This is a genomic window from Symplocastrum torsivum, from assembly GCF_059505465.1.
In genome coordinates this window covers 20,519-39,957 of sequence record NZ_JCACKQ010000024.1, presented here as the reverse complement: position 1 = coordinate 39,957, position 19,439 = coordinate 20,519, and the positions used below count along the sequence as shown (strand labels likewise).

Below are 19,439 nucleotides of genomic sequence, written 5' to 3'. Positions count from 1 at the left end.
TGGTGGGAGAGTAGTTGAAAGAATGTGGGTAAGGGGCGATCGCACTCTACACCAATTTGGGACTCTCATTCACGAATCTGACGACTGAGCGGTTGCTGAGCCATGTGAAGTCGTTGTGCTGCCCAACTGAAATGAAGTTCCTCAGCTACAGCGACAAAGTAACGGAGATGTCGCAATTCCATTTGAACTTTTAGGGTGTTAATTGTTGATCAATTGTGTGTTGGACATTCACAAAGCTTCTTTTTAGCATAATAAGTCAGTTGCCAACTGCTGAGAGTTCGATTCAATAACTAAAGCAATTGGCGTTAGCTGAATTACCAAAGTTTAAGAGCCAATTGATTTGATTAACAGGAGCTGGTAGATGCCTAGCTTCACTGGTTTCCTATTGCTGATTAACAAACTGCCAAGAGATTAGGAGAGGCTAAATGAAATTACCAAAACGTTCCCAAAATTTTTTACAGTTATCCAGGTTGCTCAGTCTGGTGCTGCTGGGTGGACTCGCTTACGGCATGGTAGAAATGATGCCACAAGCTATAACGGCTCAGGATTCTACGACAAAAACGGCAAATTCTCAGGCTGGATTGACAACATTAATGCCGTCTCAGATTTTACGAGAAGATTTTTTTGTGACCAGCGATCCTGGTATCCAGATCTTTGTTCGAGAAGTTCGAGCAACTAGTAGCCCAACCAATACTCGTGTGCCTATCCTACTGCTTCATGGTGGAGGTGGGGCTGGTCTTGCTTCGTTTGATGTTAATGTACCTGGCTATTCTGTTGCTGAGGACTTGGCAAGGGATGGACACCCGATCTATATCATGGATATTCGAGGGTTTGAGCGCTCAACATGGATAGCACAATTGGATGCACCTCCAGAAGCAAACCCACCACTCGTGACTTCAGAGGAAGCGCTTCGAGATATTGATGCCGTTGTGGATTGGATTCGTACTCGAAATCAGAGTCAACGTGTTGCGCTTGTTGGCTGGGCAACTGGAGGACATTGGGCAGGGATGTACACCAGCCGCAATAATGACAAGGTAAGCCATTTGGTGATGCTCAATAGTCTGTATGGGGTCAATGCTGCTTGGGACTATCGCCAAAACTTTGAGAATCCTGAACGACCGGGTGAATTTGATCGCACTGCTGCGGCATACCGAGAGGCGACGGCAGATGGACTGATTGCAAATTGGACACGAGCAATTCCGACAGATGACAAAAGCCAGTGGCGCGACCCTGCCGTAGCGCAAGCCTATCAACAAATTACTCTGGATAATGATCCAACCAGTGGCACTCGCCAGCCGCCGAGTGTCCGACTTCCAGGAGCATTTCGACTGGAAGCCTACAACCTCTCACGAGGGCAAAAGTACTGGGATGCATCAGATATCCGTGTCCCAACGCTATACATTCGAGGCGAACTCGATCACTGGTCAAGACCAGAAGACCTGAAGGGGTGACAAACAAGCTAAAAGCTTGATAAATCAAGCTTTCTACCCCCTCGACCGGCGAGAAGATATCAGCTTATTGACAGGCTTATTGAGAATGAGCTGTTGAACCCCCTCTTCTTGATAATGATAATCATTCGGTAGAGAAGGGAGGGCGAGGTATACCTCGCCCTCCCAGATTGAGTTTTTTCCTCTTCACGCAACCGGGGAATTAGAAAGCTGTTTGGATCACAGCCATAGCCCTCAAGCCTCTTTGAAAGAATTTTCGCTTACTCGGTCGAATAATCATTAAATTCTTGACCCAATCGCTACAGGTTTCTAGGGCGGCAATCCACATCTGTCCGTACAAACCTACCCAGAAATTGCTGTGCCGTCGAGTTATCCTGTTCAATTCTTTCAAGCGACCTATATATTTTTGCTGCCCAGAGGACTTAATCAATTGACCCTGCAACCCAGCACAAGTATAAGCGATTGCTATTAAAAGCACTAAGTTGGTCAACCGCTCAACGCCAGCTTTTGACTCTTCCAAGTTGTAACCCCCACTCTTACAATCTTTGAACATGGCCTCAATGCCACTCCGGGCTTTATAAACATTTATTGCTGCCTCTAAACTCTTCAAGTTAGTCAGGATATACCATCCCTCATCTGGACATTTACCTCGATACTTGCGCTTCCAGTAAGCTGCCAGAGAAAACTGACCAAATCCCTTCTTTTTGGTGAACTTGACCAAGCGTGAAAAACAATTTCATACCTGGAGCTAAACCCAATTCGCTCAATTTTTGGTAATTTTTCCCCCTGAGCTTGATATAACTCCCCTGCTTCTGGCGTAGAGCGAAGTATACCTTCTTCTGCTTGAGCCAATAGGCTAGCTCCACGCTACGAAATTCTCGGTCTCCGATAACTACAATTTCATAAGACTTTAGCAAGCGTAAGACCGGACGGAGTAGGGCTTGTTGTTGAGTTAAGTTGCTACTCCCAGAATGTTCCATAAACTGCCAATAAATTGGCCAAGCTCGCTTATCCCAAATCACACTGACTACGAACAAATTGTTTTGCTTCCATTGGGTTCTATCTAAGGGAACAATCACCTGAGTTCCGGGTTGGATTTGAGTGAGAAGAATCCTTTTAATTAGAGGAAACCATAACAAAGGAATACTCAGTTGCGGTAAAATCAGGAACCTTTGTATATGGCGGCGACGACTCTCATACAGGATGGGCAAAGGTAAACAGGCGGCTAATCTTTCAATTCGTATCTGTTTATGAAATTGCAACAGCCACACCAGCATTTCTAAGGTCAGTAATTGAGATGCATTTAGTTGAGGCTCCAGACAGTTGAGATACAATTCGGGAAGCATTTTTAGAAGGGCGGTTTTGTTGAGAACAACGAACCGCTCTTTTTTATCATGAAAGTTTGAGCGGGATTCTAAAAAACTCTGGAGGGAGGGCAAGGTGTACCTTGCCCCCTCCCCCTTAGATATGATTATCATTCTCACCTTCTCTGTTGGCGAGACATCTATTCTCAACAAGCCTGTCAATAAGCTGATATCTTTGTGTCGGTCAATGGAGGAGAAACCTTGATGAATCAAGCTTTCAGCTTACTCGTCACCCCTTCAGCCAGAAGACTTAAGAACACTAGAAGCTGAGTTGGTGAATGCCCCTAATGTCAGGACTGTAACGATTCCAGAGGGTACGCACTTCCTACTCCTGGATCGACCGGAGCGAGGACGCGATCGCTTTATTGCAGAAGTACTGTCATTCACTGACTAGAGATGGTTGGACATTGTAAAGTTTGTTTGAAACGTTAATCGAAACGGGGTACATACATTTATCCTTCTCCCTCATCTAACAATGATTGGAATACGAATAGTGTTTTCTTCTAGCGGAAAGAAGTAAAAAAAGCTGCATAACTTCCACCCTAACTGGAGATAACTACTTATAGAAGACACAGGAGCTAAACAGTTATGAGTACAGTTCTAGTGGTGGAAGATAGCCTTACGCAACGGGAGCTAATTTCAGACTTACTCAAGAACAGTGGACTAAGTGTCGTTTTTGCGCGTGATGGTGTCGAAGCTTTAGAGCAAGTTGAATCATCCTGCCCCAATTTAGTTGTTCTCGACATCATCCTGCCTCGGATGAATGGCTACGAAGTCTGTCGTCGGCTCAAATCTGATGAAAAAACCCACAACCTCGCTGTGGTTATGTGCTCTAGTAAGGCAGAACGATTCGATCTGTATTGGGGAATCAAGCAAGGTGCCGATGCTTACATCTCTAAGCCTTTCCAAGCACAGGAGTTAGTTGGTACTGTTCAGTATCTGTTACGAGAATAAAACGCCGATTCAGTTTTTATTCTGTTTTTCCAAAAAGGTTTTGTAGCTTTCAGGTGTATTAAGATCAGCAAGAACATCTGGAGTATCAAATTCTACTTTCTGAATCACAGAATAAAACTCTTGTACAACTTGGCGAAGTCCTGCGGTTTCTTCTCGAATGTTTTCCAGATAAGGCAGTAGCTTATTCGAGAAGAATAATGGATGCCCCAAGCGACCCTTATATGAGGGTGCAGTAATCATTGCAGCATAGTCTCTATATTCTTTAAGTAATTTCTGATAAACCTCAGTTGACCGAGGTTGGTCAACAGCGGAGACTGCTACAACTTCAAAATCTTGAGGAAGTAATCTTAATCCTTTCAAAATTGAACTCGTTTTCCCTTGATTAGGAAAAGAATTAATCACAACTCGGCTACCCTGTGGACAATCATTTTGGTGATGAGCATTGTGAGAACCAAGCACTACAATTGGTGTAATACCAGCTATCAACCATTTCTCTACTTGATAGGAGAGTAACGTTTTCCCTTCAAGCCATGCTAGAGAGGCTTTACAAGTACCCATACGAGTTGAGGCACCTGCTGCTAGGATAATCGCAAAGTTTTTTTCTATGGATGTCATGGAAGCGTCTGGATGTAAGGCGATTCTCTCAAGTTATTACCAAGTAATTGCCTTCTCTGAGACAGGGAGTTACCCGTTCCACCACGACGAACTTTAATTAATTCAGCACAAATACTAATTGCAATTTCTTCTGGAGTTAAAGCACCAATATCTAGACCAATTGGAGCATGAATGGACTGTAGGATATTTGGTAAAATTCCTTCTTGTTGTAGTTTTTGATATACAGTACGAACACGCTTTTCACTGCCAATCATGCCGATGTATTGGGTTGGTTGCTGCAACAGAATCCGCAACGCTTCTAAATCCTGCTGAATTCCCCGTGTGACTAATGCAATATAAAGCTGGTGTGCTGGAGGTAAAGTATCTAGGGCAGAGGTTATCGGTAGGGCAAGGAGCAATGCTGCTTCAGGAAATCGCTCTTTTGAAGCAAACTCTGGTCTATCATCCTGCACAACGACTCGAAAGCCAGCTTGTTTAGCAATTTTTGCTAATGGTACAGCAATATGTCCTGCACCAATAATTAACAGTGTTGGTAGAGGAAGGAGGGGTTCAACCAGTGCGGTGGGATGTAAAGATGTTGCGTATAACATCTCTATAGTTGTTTCCAAGCTTTGTGTTAGCCTTCCATCTGAGTAAGAAAGTCGTACATAGGGAAACCCAACTGCATCAAATGGTGTAACGAGTACCCCAGCTTGCCCAGAATTCAGGATATCAAGAATTTGATGAACGAGTGCGATCGCATCTTTCCCTGCCCAACGTTCCAGCCAAACCTGCATCCTCCCTCCACAAACCCCTTGCGTCTCACGAGTCTGTGTGCCTGATAGGTCAATTTCAATAAATTGCTTTTCGCCAGTCTCCCATACTTTCAGCGCTTGAGTGATAACCTTTGCCTCCCCAGCACCACCCCCTATCGTGCCGCCAATACAACCATCCGAGCAAACAAACATTTTCGCTCCCACTTCTCTGGGTACTGACCCTTTGATATGGGTTACAGTGGCAAGCACCACAGGACTTTTTACCATTGCTTGCGCCAACTGCTGATAAAACTCAAGCATCGTGGTTAGTTGTTGGTTATAAGTTGAATAGATCATAAGTTAAGGCATACTGCCAGACGGGAGGCGAGAGCGCTGCCCTCCCTTCTGATTGCGATTATCATTCTAGTCAGGAGCAAGTGCCGAGTCTTTTTACTTAGCAATTCCGGGAATTATTTACTGCCACTAGCTAATGCCGTCTGTGTGACAGTCGAAGGTGCGGAACGAGGGTTCAAAGATATTAGTTTTGGGTTTTAGGGGAAAGATGAAAGTAGAATCCTCAAACACCTTCTTCTTTTCGTGGCTAACCTTACACAACAACCTGCAACTTGCTATCAAATCAGCGTGAAGACACAGTTAGACTCGTACTCCTTCTTTATGTAAAGTTTCGCAACAACTTGCATAATTCTTCTGCTAGTGCCTGACCAGTTGATAGGGGTGCAAGACTTTCGGCATAGAACAACTTTTCAGTAATCAGTCTTGTGCTCACACTGACAAGCATCAAACTGAAGCACTGAATCTTTGTCACTCAAGGCTTCAACTAGATGTGAAAATCAATTCCACACGCATTGGAGCCTAACCTGTTACTTCATCCACCTAGGAGTAAGCATAATGTTAGGTCAATCACAACAATTCCTAAGAAGTTCAAACCCAGTTGAGACTGATGCGGGTTTTGCCATACCCGCGACACCCATCAGTAACAATCAAACGCTTTACGGTACATTAACTACAACTGACCCGAATAACCCCAACCGTGATGGTAGCTACTCCGATGGCTACCTATTGACAGGAGCCGATGTTGGTGAAGTCGTGCAGGTCAGCCTCGACTCCTCTGCCTTCGATACCTACTTGCAAGTAGTGAATGCTGACACCGGAGATATTATCACCTTCAACGATGACTTTGATGGCTTAAATGCCCAAGTGAGCTTCACAGTAGAAGAGGGAATTGACTATGTCATCCAAGCTACCAGTTATGGTGCAGGGGCTACTGGTGAGTACACGCTAACTACTAGTAGCACTGACGACAGCTTATGGGTACCAATTAGCGATAACCAGACCCTCAATGGCACACTAAGCGTTACTGACCCGAATAACCCCAACCGTGATGGTAGCTACTCCGATGGCTACCTATTGACAGGAGCCGATGTTGGTGAAGTCGTGCAGGTCAGCCTCGACTCCTCTGCCTTCGATACCTACTTGCAAGTAGTGAATGCTGACACCGGAGATATTATCACCTTCAACGATGACTTTGATGGCTTAAATGCCCAAGTGAGCTTCACAGTAGAAGAGGGAATTGACTATGTCATCCAAGCTACCAGTTATGGTGCGGGGGCTACTGGCAATTACACCATTACAACTAGTTCTTTCACACTTCCTGACGGTTATAACATCAACTATGGCTATGGTTTGGTTGATGCCGCCGCAGCAGTAGCCAGTGCCCTTGGAGAGAACAATCCTTTCCCTAATGTCCCGAATCTTGGTGGAGATAATTGGGGATTAGACATGATTAATGCTCCAGAAGTCTGGGAGGAAGGATTTACTGGTGAAGGAATAGTGGTAGCTGTAATTGATAGTGGCGTTGACTACAATCACAGTGACTTAGATGACAATATCTGGGTCAATAGCGGTGAAATTGCTGGCAATGGACTGGATGATGACAACAATGGTTATGTAGATGATTTTCAGGGCTGGGACTTTGTAGATGGAGATAATGACCCCATGGATTTGGACAGTCATGGAACCCATGTCGCAGGTACCATCGCCGCTGAAAATAATGGCTTCGGTGTTACGGGCGTTGCCTACGATGCTCTAATCATGCCTGTGAGGGTACTTGATGCAGATGGATTTGGCTCGTGGTCGGATATTGCCAATGGAATTACTTATGCGGCTGATAATGGAGCTGATGTAATTAACTTAAGTTTGGGTGGTGGAACTTCGATAGTTGATGAGGTGGCAGTAGCTATTGAATACGCAGCCGGACTGGGATCTGTTGTTGTAATGGCATCCGGCAATGAGTACGCAGGTCAGCCTGGTTTTCCAGGTAACTTTGCTAATGAGTGGGGTATCGCAGTTGGAGCAGTAAATAGCACTAAGACGCTTGCTGATTTCTCTAACGATGCGGGTTCAATACCTTTAGATTATGTTGTTGCTCCAGGAGTTAATATCTTGTCTACAACTCCGGGTGATACCTACGAATACTTCAGTGGTACATCCATGGCTACTCCCCATGTGGCAGGTGTTGCAGCTCTCATCTTCAGCGCTAATCCTAACCTAACGGCTAATGAAGTAGAAAGTATCCTCACTGCAACAGCCGATTCGACAGGCATTATTGTTTAATAGGAGTTAACAAGAGCTAGGGAGGAGAAGTGATTTTTCCTCCCTGCTAAAACACTGGATGAAATTCTGATAGGGACTTTAGGGACGAGGTTTATGTCCACTTCCCGTTTTAAACCTGTATTAATTGGCATTTTTATCTGTCTTGTTCTGGGGAGTCTCATGGCAATGAGTCTTCCTGTATCTCAATCATTTAAAGGAATGCCGCCATCCAATCAAGAGCAAGGAGTCAGTGGGCTGGTAACACGTTTACAGGGCAATCAAATGCCGATGGTAGGCAGAAGTAGCCCAAGAACGGCTCCGAGTCCCATTTCAACCCAAGTTTGGATTTTCTCAGGGCGAATCAAAAGTCAAGGCACCCGTTGGTCGATCACTGAGGCTGAAAAACACCCTAATTTAGTTGACCGGATTCGTACTGATGCTGAGGGAAAATTCTTCGTGAGCTTACCTCCTGGAGAATATACTCTATTTGCCCAGGATGGCTCTGATTTATACCTAAATTCATTTTTGGGCGATGGGAGTTATGCCACTGTACAGGTGAATGAGGGCAAAATTACCGAGACTCGCCTAGTCAATACTGAAGGTGCGACTTTTTAATTAAGTTCAGCAAACACTCCTCTTCTGTGTTCAACTCACTAACGCAAGTGATGACACGAAGCGAAGATAAGCTCCTAGCGTTGCCATATTGGTATTAGCTCTAATACTGTGTCGCTATCATTGGTTGGTAGCAGACGGAGGACAAGCCTAGGGGCGATCGCAAGTCTGCCTCCGGGCTAGCAAGTTGCCTTTTCCAGTTGCTAACGCCGTTTTGCCGGATTCTCAAGCACGTTTGAATCTACTAACTAAAGACTAACCACTGTTAACCGCTCTCCAAACTCGTTCAGGTGTCATCGGTAACTGAGTCAACCTGACACCAGTTGCGTGGGCAACAGCATTTGCGATCGCAGGTGCTGTACAGTTAGTGCCAATCTCCCCAATCCCTTTCGCACCAAACGGCCCATAGGCATCGTCTTTTTCTACCAAAATGATTTCCATCGGCGGTGCATCCTTTGCTGTAGGAATCCGATAAGTACGCAAGGTAGGATTGAGTATTCGTCCTTGCTCATCGATTCGCAGTTCTTCCGATAATGCATAGCCTAATCCCATCACAATCCCACCCGTTGCTTGCCCGTGGCAAATTCTCGGATTAATCGCTTTCCCAATATCAATAGCTTGGATGCATCGCAATACCTTAATATTTCCTGTCTCAGTATCAACTTCAACTTCAACTCCCTGAACAGCAAAAGTTAGGGATGATTCATCGGCAGCGTGTTCAACTTCTACAGTTAGAGATTCTTGCTGAGTTTGAGCATAGGCAGCTAGTTCTTGCAAGGAAATCTCTTGCTCATTTGCCTTCACGGTTTTACCAGCAAACGTGATGAGTTCGGGTTGAGTTTGCAAACGTTTTGTGGCTAGTTTGAGAAGATGCGATCGCATTTCTCTTGCCGCTTTATTCACAGCTTGACCAGATATATACGTTGTAGCTGAGGCATAAGAACCTGAATCATAAGGAGTTTGGTGCGTATCACCTGTAATAATTTCAATATCAGCAACAGTAACGCCCAAGACCTCAGCCGCAATTTGTCGCAAAGATGTATCCGAACCCGTACCAACATCAACAGAACCACTTCTTAGTTCATAGTGACCATCAGTTTTTAAAGATAGTTTGACACCCGCTTTATGGATTTTTGCTAAACCACTACCTTGCATCGAAACGGCAAACCCTAACCCACGTCGAAGATAGCCATCTACCACAGGTGGCGTACCAGGAACATAATCTAACGCTTCAATGACTTTCTCAAAACATTCTCGTAAGGCGTAGCTACCAATTAAGTGAAAATGATCATGCGCTTCTTCACGTCCGAGCTTGATTACATCTTCGGGATGAATAATATTTTTCAAGCGCAGTTCTAAAGGATCTATCCCTAATTTTTGGGCAATTTCATCCATCTGCGATTCAACAGCAAACGTTCCTTGCGTTGCACCATAGCCGCGAAATGCTCCGGCTGGCATGGTATTGGTATAGATTCCCCAACCATAAAAGCGCTGATGAGGGCAACGGTATAAACCAAGAGGAAAACAACCTGTCAGGAATACCACGGTTCCGGCATGATTTCCGTAGGCACCTGTGTTAGAAATCGCTTCCATCGCTTGAGCAACGAGTGTGCCATCTGCTTTTACCCCCGTTTTGAGGTGAATCTGCATCGCATGGCGGCTATTAGTTGCTGTGAATTCTTCTTCCCTAGTAAATTCCCACTGCACGGGTTTGCCTGTTTTCAGTGTTGCTAAAGCACACAAATCTTCTGTAAGAATTTCTTGTTTGTTACCAAATCCTCCACCAATTTGAGCTTTATAAACTCGAACTTTCTCTAGTGGTAAGTTAAGGATTTGAGCAACTATTCGTTGGGCATGAAATGGGACTTGGGTACTTGAACGAATCACCAATGTTTCCTCTTCGTCCAACCAACTGACGCTGACATGAGGTTCTAAGTGAACGTGTTGAACGGCGGGAAGATAATAGGTGTTTTCAACAATTAAATCAGCGGTAGCAAATCCTTGTTCAATGTCGCCATGTTCTAGAACAACTTTTCCAGCAATATTGTGTTGAGCATCGGGAATTTGGTACGACTCTGGCTCATCATGAATAACAACATTCCCCTGCATTGCTTGAACGGGGTCAATTACATGGGGCAGAATTTCGTAATCAACTTCGATTAACTGACACGCGAGGGTAGCCATATCAGGAGATTCTGCAACAACAGCCGCAACGCGATCGCCTACAAAACGGACTTTATTATCTAGCAGGTAATGGTCAAGTGGATCGGGAACGGGTTCGGCATGACCTGCTGTAGTATAGGGGATTCGTAGAACATCTTCATGGGTGAAAACAGCCTGCACACCAGGAAGCGCTTTTGCTTTATCCGTATAGATTTTACGGATACGAGCGTGAGGATAAGGCGATCCCAAAACCTTAAGATGCAGTAATCCCGATGGACTCCAATCAGCGGTATAAGACGGTTTTCCTGTAACTAGCGCTGGGCCATCTTGCTTAGGAATACTCTGCCCAACTTGGGGAGAGTTAGATGTAAGGGCGTACTGATGTGCCCCCCTACTTACTTCTGATTCCTTACACAGCAGAATACTTTCAACAATTGCCTGATAACCTGTGCAACGACAGAAATTTCCTTTCAATGCTTCTCGAAGTTCGGCTTCCGACTCATAGCTTATCTTCTCGGCACTCATAATCATGCCGGGAGTGCAGAACCCACACTGAAACCCTTGTCCCTCCAGAAATGCTTGTTGCATTGGGGAAAGTTGACCATCCTGAGCCAGTCCTTCTATGGTGGTAACGGTATGACCATCCACTCGCATAGCAGGGCAAATGCAACTATGAATTGCTTTGTCATCCAGCCAAACAGTACAGCTACCACAATCCCCCGACTCACAAACACGATGTACCCCAACCCAGCCAAGGCTGCGTAACAAACTCAACAAGCTAGTGCCAGGAGAACAGGTAGCCGTATGAGGTTTACCATTAACTTGGAAGTTTAGGGATGACATAACTCGAAAAGCGATCGCTCCATTAATACTTGCGTTATCTGTCTGCGATAACTGGCACTTCCCCGGTCATCTTCCACAAAATCATGCAGGGGAAGTTGTTCATCAAGAACATCAGCAATGTCTCCGGCTGTGGGAATAGAGGTAAACTCCACTAAGCGAGGAGTAGATACACAAGCGCCTAGCCCAAATCGCACTTGGTTTGACTGAGAATTGAACGCCGCTACCACAGTAGACAACGCATAACCATCACTAGCCATACAAATTCGCTGAAAGCTTGTCTGCCATTCCAAGTTAGAGGCAGGAATCCAGATTTTTCTCAATACTTCCCCAGGTTGCAGAATAGTTTGCTGAACACCTGTTTGGAATTCCAAAGCTCGAACCCGATAGGCAAAACCTCCATGCCAAATTTCATAGGTTGCCCCCAACGCTATCATCACTGGGGCAAAGGTACTAACAGGCAAAGCTAAACAGATGTTACCGCCCACTGTTGCGATATGGGACACCTTGAAGGAACCCAGATGTGAAACCGCACTCTCTAGTGCTTTTGTCCCCTGCCAATTCTCTGGCCAAGAGAACTCCAATAGTTGATTTTGAATACAAGCCGCACCAATCGCTAAACCATCGGGTGTAACTTCAATCTCCGACCAACCAAACTTCTCTAGATCGACCAACGTTGTGATGTTCGGTTGCGCTTGGGAAAACAACCACGTTCCTCCGCTTAACCATGCCCATCCTTGCTGCCAGTCTTTTACTGACTCTAGATCAGCAGGTCGCAGGTAGGTTTGTACATTGGGCAAATCCATTAATTTAGTGAGCGTCTAGGATTTGAAGCTTCCTCTGTAGAACATCTCAGTGTATTGAGAAGCTCTGAAGGCTTTTGTATCAAACCGAACAGTTACTTCCTAATCGGATTTGGGGTTATGACTATGAACCGGGTTCCAATATCATTGATGTTTATGTCGGTCAGTTGCGAAAGAAATTAGGTAGCGATCGCATAGAAACAGTTAGGGGTGTGGGCTATCGACTACGAAACTAAACCTGACCCTCGTAGCGGAGGATTCACTGCTGCTATAAAGGAAGTTGAGCTAGATCTTAACTTAGATTTAGCTCGATTTTAATGGCTGGATTGATGCCACTTTTCACAAGAGGGTAAGGAATTTCTGCGCCATGCAACCTCAAGAGCTAACGGCTTCTGACAGAAACACAAAGATTAACAAGCTTTGCCCCGCTCAGCCCTCAAACGAATTCCCAACCTCAGAATTAACATCACGTTGGAAACCTAAAGCCGGTTCCTGGCGTATCCACCAAAAAATTGGCTACGGGTATTTCCTCGCAATTGGCATTGGATTTATCGGCTCACTTACTGGACTGATTATCGCGGACTATTACCAAGGACAAGGCGTTGAGCAACTGAATGATGCCCATGTGCAAGCACAGCTATTGGGAAATTTCAAAGATGCGGTTATTGGAGCGCAGTTGCATAGCGCACACCTCGCTTCTGTAGTAGAGAATTCAGGACACTTGCAATCAGAAAAAGCTCAATTCCTTGGAAATGTTGCTCGAAGTAAGAAGCTACGACTTCAAATTGAACGATTTATAGAAAGTGATCCTGCCTGGTTAGCAACAGACTCCACCACTTTAAAGGCTTTGTTGCAAGCTTATGTGGCGAGCTTAAACTCCTACGTTCAAATCATAGAGTCGAGTTTACAACCCATCTACCAACAACCAACAAAGCCAGAGGAGGTTGAGTCTGTACAGAAGCAGCTATTGCTGATTATCCATGGGGAAGAGGCGATGAACCTGGAACGCCTCTGTACAGAATTGACCACTATCCTCAATACAGCTCAAGCACAAGAGCGGCAAGGGGGGAATGTGATGGAGGAGGCACAAGGGCTTGAGAAACTGATTATTATCCTCAGTATGCTGGTATCGGTTGCGATCGCATCTGTTGTAGCATTTCGTACCAGTCGTGCGATCTCTCAGCCAGTTGTTACGGTTACTCAAGTTGCTCAGGAGGTAGCCAGGGAGTCTAATTTTAGTCTCAGAGCGCCTATTACCACTAACGATGAAATTGGATCACTCGCGACTTCTCTTAATCAACTCATTGAGCGGGTAGCTGAGCGTACTCAAGAACTGCAACAGGCGAAAGAAGTTGCTGAAGCTGCAAGTCATGCCAAAAGCCGATTTCTTGCGAATATGAGCCACGAACTGCGTACCCCTTTAAATGCAATTATTGGTTACAGTCAACTTCTCCAACTAGATGTCCAGGATTTAGAGATAAATGACCAAGAGTTTATCAGTGATCTGCAATCAATCAACGAGGCTGGTAAACATTTGTTGGAACTGATCAACGACATCCTCGACTTATCGAAGATTGAAGCCGGAAAAATGGCACTTTGCCTAGAGACGTTTGAACTAAAGACGCTAATTAATAACGTTGTCACCACAGTCAAGCCATTGATGGAGAACAATGGCAATGCCTTAGAGATTCATTGTGATGAGCAGCTTGGTACGATGTACAGCGACCCAACGAAATTACGGCAGGTGTTGTTTAATCTCTTGAGCAATGCGGCTAAGTTTACCAAACAGGGCAAAATAACGCTGACAATTACCCATGAGCCAAATGATTTTGTAAGTTCTACAAGTCAAGAATTAAAAAGTGTTGTAGCTGACAAAGATTGCAGTCTTTCACAATCCCACTCTTCATCAACAATAGGACAGGAGCAAAGCCAAAATCTAGAATCCCTAGCCTGGATTGACTTTAGTGTACAAGACACAGGTATTGGTATATCAGATGAGCAGCAACAGCGTTTATTTCAAGCCTTTACCCAAGGAGATGCCTCGACAACCCGCCAGTATGGTGGTACTGGCTTGGGGTTAGCAATAACACACCATTTCTGCCAGATGATGGGTGGTGATATTGTTGTCAAAAGTCAGGTTGGCGAGGGGTCTACCTTTACAGTTCGCTTACCCGTTGCCGTTACGATTTAGCGATCGCTAATTTGTATTAAATTGTATCTGGATCAATATTTAATTCTCTCAGTACTGAGATTAATGGAGAGGCTCAAGTTGCACAGAGAGTGAGATGCGATCGCCTGGAGCGAACCAGCAATGCTGCTCACTTTATGTACTCGGTGTAGAGTGGTTAACTAATTAGCGAGGTTACTTGTTGATAGGTGAAGCTGTTTCTTGCTTACAGACAGAGATTAAGCGTTCCTCATCAGCACTAATCGATTTAATTTGATGCAGGTTTGACAGATTGATTTTTGTTGCCGCAATTTGGGGTTCACCAACTCCCACCGACTTAACATCTAACGTGTTATTTTTTTCGGAACCTGTAAAGCACTCAAACTCGGAACTAGGGAAGTACGTGGCTCCTACCACTTTTCCCTGTTCACGTTGAAATACCACATACCCTTTACCTGTTTGCTTAGGCTGAGGAGCTTCGCCATATAAAAATAAACCATCCGCTTTTGGCTCTGCTACTTTCGGCTGTGCTGAAGTTGACTGATTTTGTTTGCCGAGAACCGCTGACTGAGGCAGATCAAAGCTAACGAAAGCGATCACACCCAGTACAAATGGCGCAGTCATTAGCAATTTCTTCATAGTTGCAGGTGGATTCACTCTATTCTTCTCCTTGCGCCCCTATTGTATTAACCTTAAAACTATTGCTGCAATGGAACGTGTCCCCTAAGAAGTAATTCACGGTTTCATTTTTCCGTCTTTTGGCACACATAGAAACCAAAACTGATGGGATTTCGCCGCGAAGTTTAGGGCTGCACCGTCTTTGCCGACTGATTGAATAACAACGAGCGCGACTGTTCGATATCGAGTGCTTGATTTTTAAATGCCTCTGCCTTCTCGTAAGCACGAACCGTCGCCGGACGTGCCTGAATCGTCTCAAACCAGCGCTTCAGATTTGGAAAATCCTCTAGTTTCTGCCCTTGGCGTTCATAAGGCACAATCCAAGGATAGGCAGCAATATCAGCGATGGAATAGTTGCCAGCCACAAATTCTCTATCTGCCAGTCGCTTATCCAGGACAGCATACAAGCGTCCTGTCTCATTCACATAGCGGTCAATTGCATAGGGGAGTTTTTCTGGAGCGTATTGGCTGAAGTGATGATTCTGTCCCGCCATTGGACCAAGTCCCCCCATCTGCCAAAATAACCACTGGAGAATTTCAACGCGATCGCGTAAATCAGAAGGAATCAGCTTCCCGGTTTTTTCTGCCAAGTACAGCAGGATTGCACCTGATTCAAAGAGCGAAATCGGCTCACCACCATCAGCAGGTTCGCGATCAATAATCGCCGGGATACGATTATTGGGAGCAATTTTGAGAAAGTCGGGCTTAAACTGATCGCCAGTACCAATATTGATGGGAATGATGGTGTAGGGCAATTCAGCTTCCTCAAGAAACATCGTAATCTTGTGACCGTTTGGTGTTGTCCAGTAGTAAAGCTCAATCATGAGTTTTTTCTCCTAATTTGGTAATTTGAATTTTGAAGTGCTTACTTGAGTCCTGCATCTTCAGATACACCCAGCGCTAGTCCTGTCCAATCAATCTCTCCCCGTCCTTTAGCAACTGCTGCTATCAAACGGTCGTGAACTAAACTGGCGAGGGGCATTGGCATCTGGCTTTCCTGGGCAGTCTGCAAAACTAAGTCAACATCCTTCAACCCCAGAGACAGTTTGAAACCTGCTGGCTCATATTGCTCTTGAGCGATCGCACGTCCATAATTTTGATAAATAGGACAGGCAAAGAGGGTTTGACCAAATAGCTCAGCCACCTGAGTTCGCTCAATTCCATTCTTCTCAGCAAGAGTAAAGGCTTCTGCCATCGCTTCGAGGGCTGAGACGATGAGGAAGTTGCCTGTAAGCTTGACAACATTTGCCGCACCAACCTGCTCTCCAAAATCGAATACTTTTTGCCCTAATCCATTCAAAAGCGGTAGCACTCGTTCTTTAGCCGCTTCATTTCCTGAGAGGCAAATCCACAACTTCCGTGCTGCTGCTGCCTCAGGTCGCCCAAATACAGGTGTTGCTAGGTAATATGAGCCTTGTTGTTCGTGCTGTTGGGCTAAACGCTGAGCTGTAGCGGGTGCAACGGTACTCATTGAGATATGAACGCCACCAGAACCAAGCTTTTCCAGGATGCCACCTTCGCTCAAAACAACCTCTTCGAGAGCCTGATCGTTTGCCAGCATTGAGATTACAACCCCACCCGGTTCCACCACATCAGCCGGACTATTTGCTAATTCGGCACCCTTATTTACAAGCGATTGGGCTTTCTCAGGTGTTCGGTTATAGACTCGGAGCTTATAGCCATCAACAAGATTCGTGGCGATTGGCAAACCCATGCTGCCTAAACCGATAAAACCAACAACGTTGTTCACTCGTCTTCCTCCTGATTGTTTTATTTCCGTCATGGTATCGAGTCATCTTAATTGCGATCGCCTTACGCCAAGCGACTCGATTAGCCTCTCATTCTTACCAAGGAATGACCTTTCGATCGCGCAAAATTTACCCGTTAAGTCGAAGGGCGCTTCCGTCGCTAGCCACGTTACAGTGTCAGCCCCTTGTTCAACGGAGCGCGAAGCACTGGAGCCACCCATGTCAGTACGAACCCAACCCGGACAAATCGAGTTCACAACGATGTGTTTATCCTTAAGTGCTGATGCCATCATGCCTGTCACGGCATTTAAGGCGGTTTTCGATAGGGAATAAGCAGGTGCCCAATCACCCATGTCTGTTAGTTGACCACCACCACTGGAGACATTAACTACTTTTCCGGCATCGCTTTTGGTAAGGAGGGGGACAAGTTTCTGGATTAAGCGAAGTGGTCCCATTGTGTTTGTTTGCAGGGTTTCTAGAATTGTTGCTGGTTCCACGTCAAGGATTGAGGCATTTGATTCATCTAGAAGGATACCTGCGTTGTTGACAAGCACATCTAGATGGTCAATCTGCGATGCGAGTTCCTTTGCTAGTTGATCGATACTCGTTTCATCTGCCACATTGAGTTGCAGGAATGCGACGTTGAATCCATCCTGTTGCAATTTTTGCCTCGCCTCCTCTCCACGTTGGCGATCGCGTGCTGTCAAAAATACCTGAAATCCTGCTTGTGCAAGTTGTCGGACGATCTCGAATCCAATCCCTTTGTTAGCGCCAGTTACTAGAGCAATTTTTTCGGTTGTCATACTTCAGTCACCTAAAAGTCTGGATGCGGCTGAGCGTTTGGTTTACCCAATGGAAGCTTTAGCAGCAAGGTTATGTTGGATTCGGATGGAAGCCGCAAATTTTTCGCTTCTTTTAGGATTCAGAGGTAACGGTAAGTGTGTCCCTTGATTTAGCTTGAAAGGCAGATGGGTTGACTTTGCTACGATAAACTGAATAGACCATCTGATAAAGCTATGGAAGTCAGTAACTCGCAGGTAGAAGAGATTACTCGCCATCATTTTTACACGCTTGACGAGTTAGAGTCTCTATTGCAGAGTCTGCGGATGGAACTTGAAGTTGCTCCGACTGACCACAAAGCGCATCGGGATTTGTTTAGCCGCATTATCAGGGAGGCCCAACGCGGTCTTAGGCTACCCGATCCTAACGATTATGTAGACGTAGATGACCCAACTTTTGGGATTACTATCGTAGAAGATGAGCAAGAGTTTGACCCGGAAATTGAAGCTTTGAGGCAACAGGGTTGGAAAATTATGACGGTGAGTCAGGCTGCACAAAATGTCGAGCAACTGGCTGCTGGAAAGTCTGATACTCCTTCAAGTTAACTTAGGTCTGGAGGCAAATTGGCTATTAGATCTAAGTATCTTTTCCAGACTCACGCCTTGGTAATAAGTGAAGATTTACCAGCATTGCCACCGGAACTCAGAACAAATTTTCTCAATGAATACCGTCCTATTCTATCTGCCGATCCTTACGGTTGTAGTGGGTTGCCTAATCATGCTTTGACAGGACGGCTGAGGGATTATCGTACCTTGGACATAGATTGGGAAGGTGTTTCTTTTCGGTTGGTGTATCGTGTCTACGAAACCCCATCACCTAAACGGGTTTATGTGGTTAGCTTTGATGAGCATGACCCTGCTTATGAAAAAGCTAAAGAACGAACGGGTAGAAAACGGTAAGGTGTTGTGGGTAGTTGTGCGATCGCTCCCGTTGACTCCAGGCGATCGCAAAAGAGACAAACACTTTGCTGCTATCTTCTTGTACTGATACCAGATGTGTTGCTTTTACCAATGCCTCGCCAATCCCGTCAGCTTCAACCCGGATATTGTTACCACATCACGACTCGTTGCAATAATCGGGAGTTTCGCCTAACCCACTTGGAGTGCCGACAGGTATTTCTTTATGCGATTAAGAAAGCACAAGACAAGTAGCGGTTTAAACTCTATGCTCTCTGCATCATGAGCAACCACGTCCATTATTTGATGGAACCGACTCGAAGCGAAGATTTACCCAAAATCATGCATTTGCTGAATTGGTACACTGCCATGTGCTTCAATCGAATGCTCAATCGGACGGGGCATTTTTGGGAAAAGCGCTATCACAGTACAGGGTTTGCCAATACTGATAAGCGAAGGGCATTAAATACGCTGCGATACATCCATGCCAACCCAAAAGCGGCTGGAATGCAACAAGGATTTTTCTATGATTTCAGCAACTACGGGATATACGACCGATTGAGCGATGAGGGTTTAACCCAGTGGCATCCAGCATTTTTGGCGTTGGGAAAGACACTGGAGGAAGGTGCTGCCAAGTATCGAGGATTTTGTAAAAAATATAGAACCCAGCCGAAGCCTGAGTCAAAAAATCATTGGGGGAGTCAGTTATTAGCTAGATTAGTGGTTAAGGGAAAGCCGAAAAAGTCTTCTCCGGGACAGATGGCTTTACCTTGGGCGCAGTGGAAAGCACCCGATTCGGAGGTGCAAGCCGTTGCAGAAAAGTTTGTCTTTGCTAATTGTTATAACCAGCCTGCGGCAGGAGTCATGCTTTCGCAGCGGTTGCGGTGCCAGGTAACGGAAAGCTAGAAAGGGCGTTGCTTCGTGGAATTTGTCTTAGTAGCAAATCTTTATAAAAAACTGAAAC

The 19,439-nt window shown here is 45.4% G+C and carries 20 protein-coding genes and 1 pseudogene; 10 read left to right on the top strand and 11 right to left on the bottom strand.

Annotated elements, in window-relative coordinates; all coding sequences use genetic code 11:
• Positions 1-65 precede the first annotated feature (65 nt).
• Positions 66-182, bottom strand: coding sequence for a LysR family transcriptional regulator (locus tag AC5JL3_RS08400; RefSeq protein WP_496074056.1), 117 nt, complete (start codon positions 180-182; stop codon positions 66-68).
• A gap of 243 nt (positions 183-425) precedes the next feature.
• Here AC5JL3_RS08400 and AC5JL3_RS08395 point away from each other — a divergent pair, with 243 nt between their 5' ends.
• Positions 426-1,451: an alpha/beta fold hydrolase gene (locus AC5JL3_RS08395; RefSeq protein WP_496074055.1), complete on the top strand. Its 1,026-nt coding sequence runs from the start codon at positions 426-428 to the stop codon at positions 1,449-1,451.
• A gap of 199 nt (positions 1,452-1,650) precedes the next feature.
• Here the strand turns inward: AC5JL3_RS08395 and AC5JL3_RS08390 are convergent, their stop codons facing one another.
• On the bottom strand, positions 1,651-2,001 hold the full coding sequence (locus AC5JL3_RS08390) for a hypothetical protein (protein ID WP_496074054.1): 351 nt from the start codon (positions 1,999-2,001) through the stop codon (positions 1,651-1,653).
• 91 nt (positions 2,002-2,092) lie between these two features.
• A complete protein-coding gene (locus AC5JL3_RS08385) occupies positions 2,093-2,926 on the bottom strand; it encodes a transposase family protein (protein WP_496074053.1) in 834 nt (277 codons plus the stop codon).
• Positions 2,927-3,400: 474 nt separating this feature from the next.
• On the opposite strand from AC5JL3_RS08385, the gene AC5JL3_RS08380 reads away from it, so the two are divergent.
• Complete coding sequence (locus AC5JL3_RS08380) at positions 3,401-3,766, top strand: response regulator (RefSeq protein WP_496074052.1); 366 nt, start codon at positions 3,401-3,403, stop codon at positions 3,764-3,766.
• A 9-nt stretch (positions 3,767-3,775) separates the two neighbouring features.
• On the opposite strand, the gene AC5JL3_RS08375 is transcribed toward AC5JL3_RS08380, so the two are convergent.
• Both AC5JL3_RS08375 and AC5JL3_RS08370 read right to left on the bottom strand, forming a co-directional pair.
• Positions 3,776-4,381 carry a nucleotidyltransferase family protein gene (locus AC5JL3_RS08375; protein ID WP_496074051.1) on the bottom strand — a complete coding sequence of 202 codons (606 nt, stop codon included), beginning with the start codon at positions 4,379-4,381 and terminating at the stop codon, positions 3,776-3,778.
• Complete coding sequence (locus tag AC5JL3_RS08370) at positions 4,378-5,436, bottom strand: XdhC family protein (RefSeq protein WP_496074050.1); 1,059 nt, start codon at positions 5,434-5,436, stop codon at positions 4,378-4,380. Before AC5JL3_RS08370 ends, AC5JL3_RS08375 begins: the two co-directional genes overlap by 4 nt.
• A 588-nt stretch (positions 5,437-6,024) precedes the next feature.
• Between AC5JL3_RS08370 and AC5JL3_RS08365 the strand changes: the two genes are divergently transcribed.
• Both AC5JL3_RS08365 and AC5JL3_RS08360 read left to right on the top strand, forming a co-directional pair.
• Complete coding sequence (locus tag AC5JL3_RS08365) at positions 6,025-7,749, top strand: S8 family serine peptidase (RefSeq protein WP_496074049.1); 1,725 nt, start codon at positions 6,025-6,027, stop codon at positions 7,747-7,749.
• A 93-nt stretch (positions 7,750-7,842) separates the two neighbouring features.
• Positions 7,843-8,343, top strand: coding sequence for a hypothetical protein (locus AC5JL3_RS08360; protein WP_496074048.1), 501 nt, complete (start codon positions 7,843-7,845; stop codon positions 8,341-8,343).
• A gap of 252 nt (positions 8,344-8,595) precedes the next feature.
• Here AC5JL3_RS08360 and AC5JL3_RS08355 read toward each other — a convergent pair whose 3' ends face one another.
• Both AC5JL3_RS08355 and AC5JL3_RS08350 read right to left on the bottom strand, forming a co-directional pair.
• On the bottom strand, positions 8,596-11,346 hold the full coding sequence (locus AC5JL3_RS08355) for a molybdopterin-dependent oxidoreductase (RefSeq protein WP_496074047.1): 2,751 nt from the start codon (positions 11,344-11,346) through the stop codon (positions 8,596-8,598).
• On the bottom strand, positions 11,334-12,149 hold the full coding sequence (locus AC5JL3_RS08350) for an FAD binding domain-containing protein (protein ID WP_496074046.1): 816 nt from the start codon (positions 12,147-12,149) through the stop codon (positions 11,334-11,336). Before AC5JL3_RS08350 ends, AC5JL3_RS08355 begins: the two co-directional genes overlap by 13 nt.
• A gap of 74 nt (positions 12,150-12,223) precedes the next feature.
• Here AC5JL3_RS08350 and AC5JL3_RS08345 point away from each other — a divergent pair, with 74 nt between their 5' ends.
• Both AC5JL3_RS08345 and AC5JL3_RS08340 read left to right on the top strand, forming a co-directional pair.
• Positions 12,224-12,382 carry a winged helix-turn-helix domain-containing protein gene (locus AC5JL3_RS08345; RefSeq protein ID WP_496074045.1) on the top strand — a complete coding sequence of 53 codons (159 nt, stop codon included), beginning with the start codon at positions 12,224-12,226 and terminating at the stop codon, positions 12,380-12,382.
• 131 nt (positions 12,383-12,513) lie between these two features.
• A complete protein-coding gene (locus AC5JL3_RS08340; protein ID WP_496074044.1) occupies positions 12,514-14,337 on the top strand; it encodes a sensor histidine kinase in 1,824 nt (607 codons plus the stop codon).
• A gap of 171 nt (positions 14,338-14,508) precedes the next feature.
• Here AC5JL3_RS08340 and AC5JL3_RS08335 read toward each other — a convergent pair whose 3' ends face one another.
• The 4 genes from AC5JL3_RS08335 to AC5JL3_RS08320 form a co-directional block, all read right to left on the bottom strand.
• Positions 14,509-14,937: a hypothetical protein gene (locus tag AC5JL3_RS08335; RefSeq protein ID WP_496074043.1), complete on the bottom strand. Its 429-nt coding sequence runs from the start codon at positions 14,935-14,937 to the stop codon at positions 14,509-14,511.
• A 179-nt stretch (positions 14,938-15,116) separates the two neighbouring features.
• Entirely contained in the window at positions 15,117-15,815 is a 699-nt protein-coding gene (locus tag AC5JL3_RS08330; RefSeq protein WP_496074042.1) for a glutathione binding-like protein, read from the bottom strand.
• A 41-nt stretch (positions 15,816-15,856) separates the two neighbouring features.
• On the bottom strand, positions 15,857-16,741 hold the full coding sequence (locus AC5JL3_RS08325; RefSeq protein ID WP_496074041.1) for an NAD(P)-dependent oxidoreductase: 885 nt from the start codon (positions 16,739-16,741) through the stop codon (positions 15,857-15,859).
• A 42-nt stretch (positions 16,742-16,783) separates the two neighbouring features.
• Positions 16,784-17,542, bottom strand: a complete 759-nt coding sequence (locus AC5JL3_RS08320; protein WP_496074040.1) for an SDR family oxidoreductase — start codon at positions 17,540-17,542, stop codon at positions 16,784-16,786.
• A gap of 213 nt (positions 17,543-17,755) precedes the next feature.
• Here AC5JL3_RS08320 and AC5JL3_RS08315 point away from each other — a divergent pair, with 213 nt between their 5' ends.
• From AC5JL3_RS08315 to AC5JL3_RS08300, 4 genes and pseudogenes are all read left to right on the top strand, one after another.
• On the top strand, positions 17,756-18,124 hold the full coding sequence (locus AC5JL3_RS08315) for a hypothetical protein (protein WP_496074039.1): 369 nt from the start codon (positions 17,756-17,758) through the stop codon (positions 18,122-18,124).
• Positions 18,125-18,142: 18 nt separating this feature from the next.
• Positions 18,143-18,478: a hypothetical protein gene (locus tag AC5JL3_RS08310; RefSeq protein WP_496074038.1), complete on the top strand. Its 336-nt coding sequence runs from the start codon at positions 18,143-18,145 to the stop codon at positions 18,476-18,478.
• Positions 18,479-18,484: 6 nt separating this feature from the next.
• Entirely contained in the window at positions 18,485-18,730 is a 246-nt protein-coding gene (locus AC5JL3_RS08305; protein WP_496074037.1) for a hypothetical protein, read from the top strand.
• Positions 18,731-18,745: 15 nt separating this feature from the next.
• Positions 18,746-19,381 (top strand): annotated as a pseudogene (locus AC5JL3_RS08300) (transposase); the annotation flags it as partial.
• Positions 19,382-19,439: the final 58 nt, after the last annotated feature.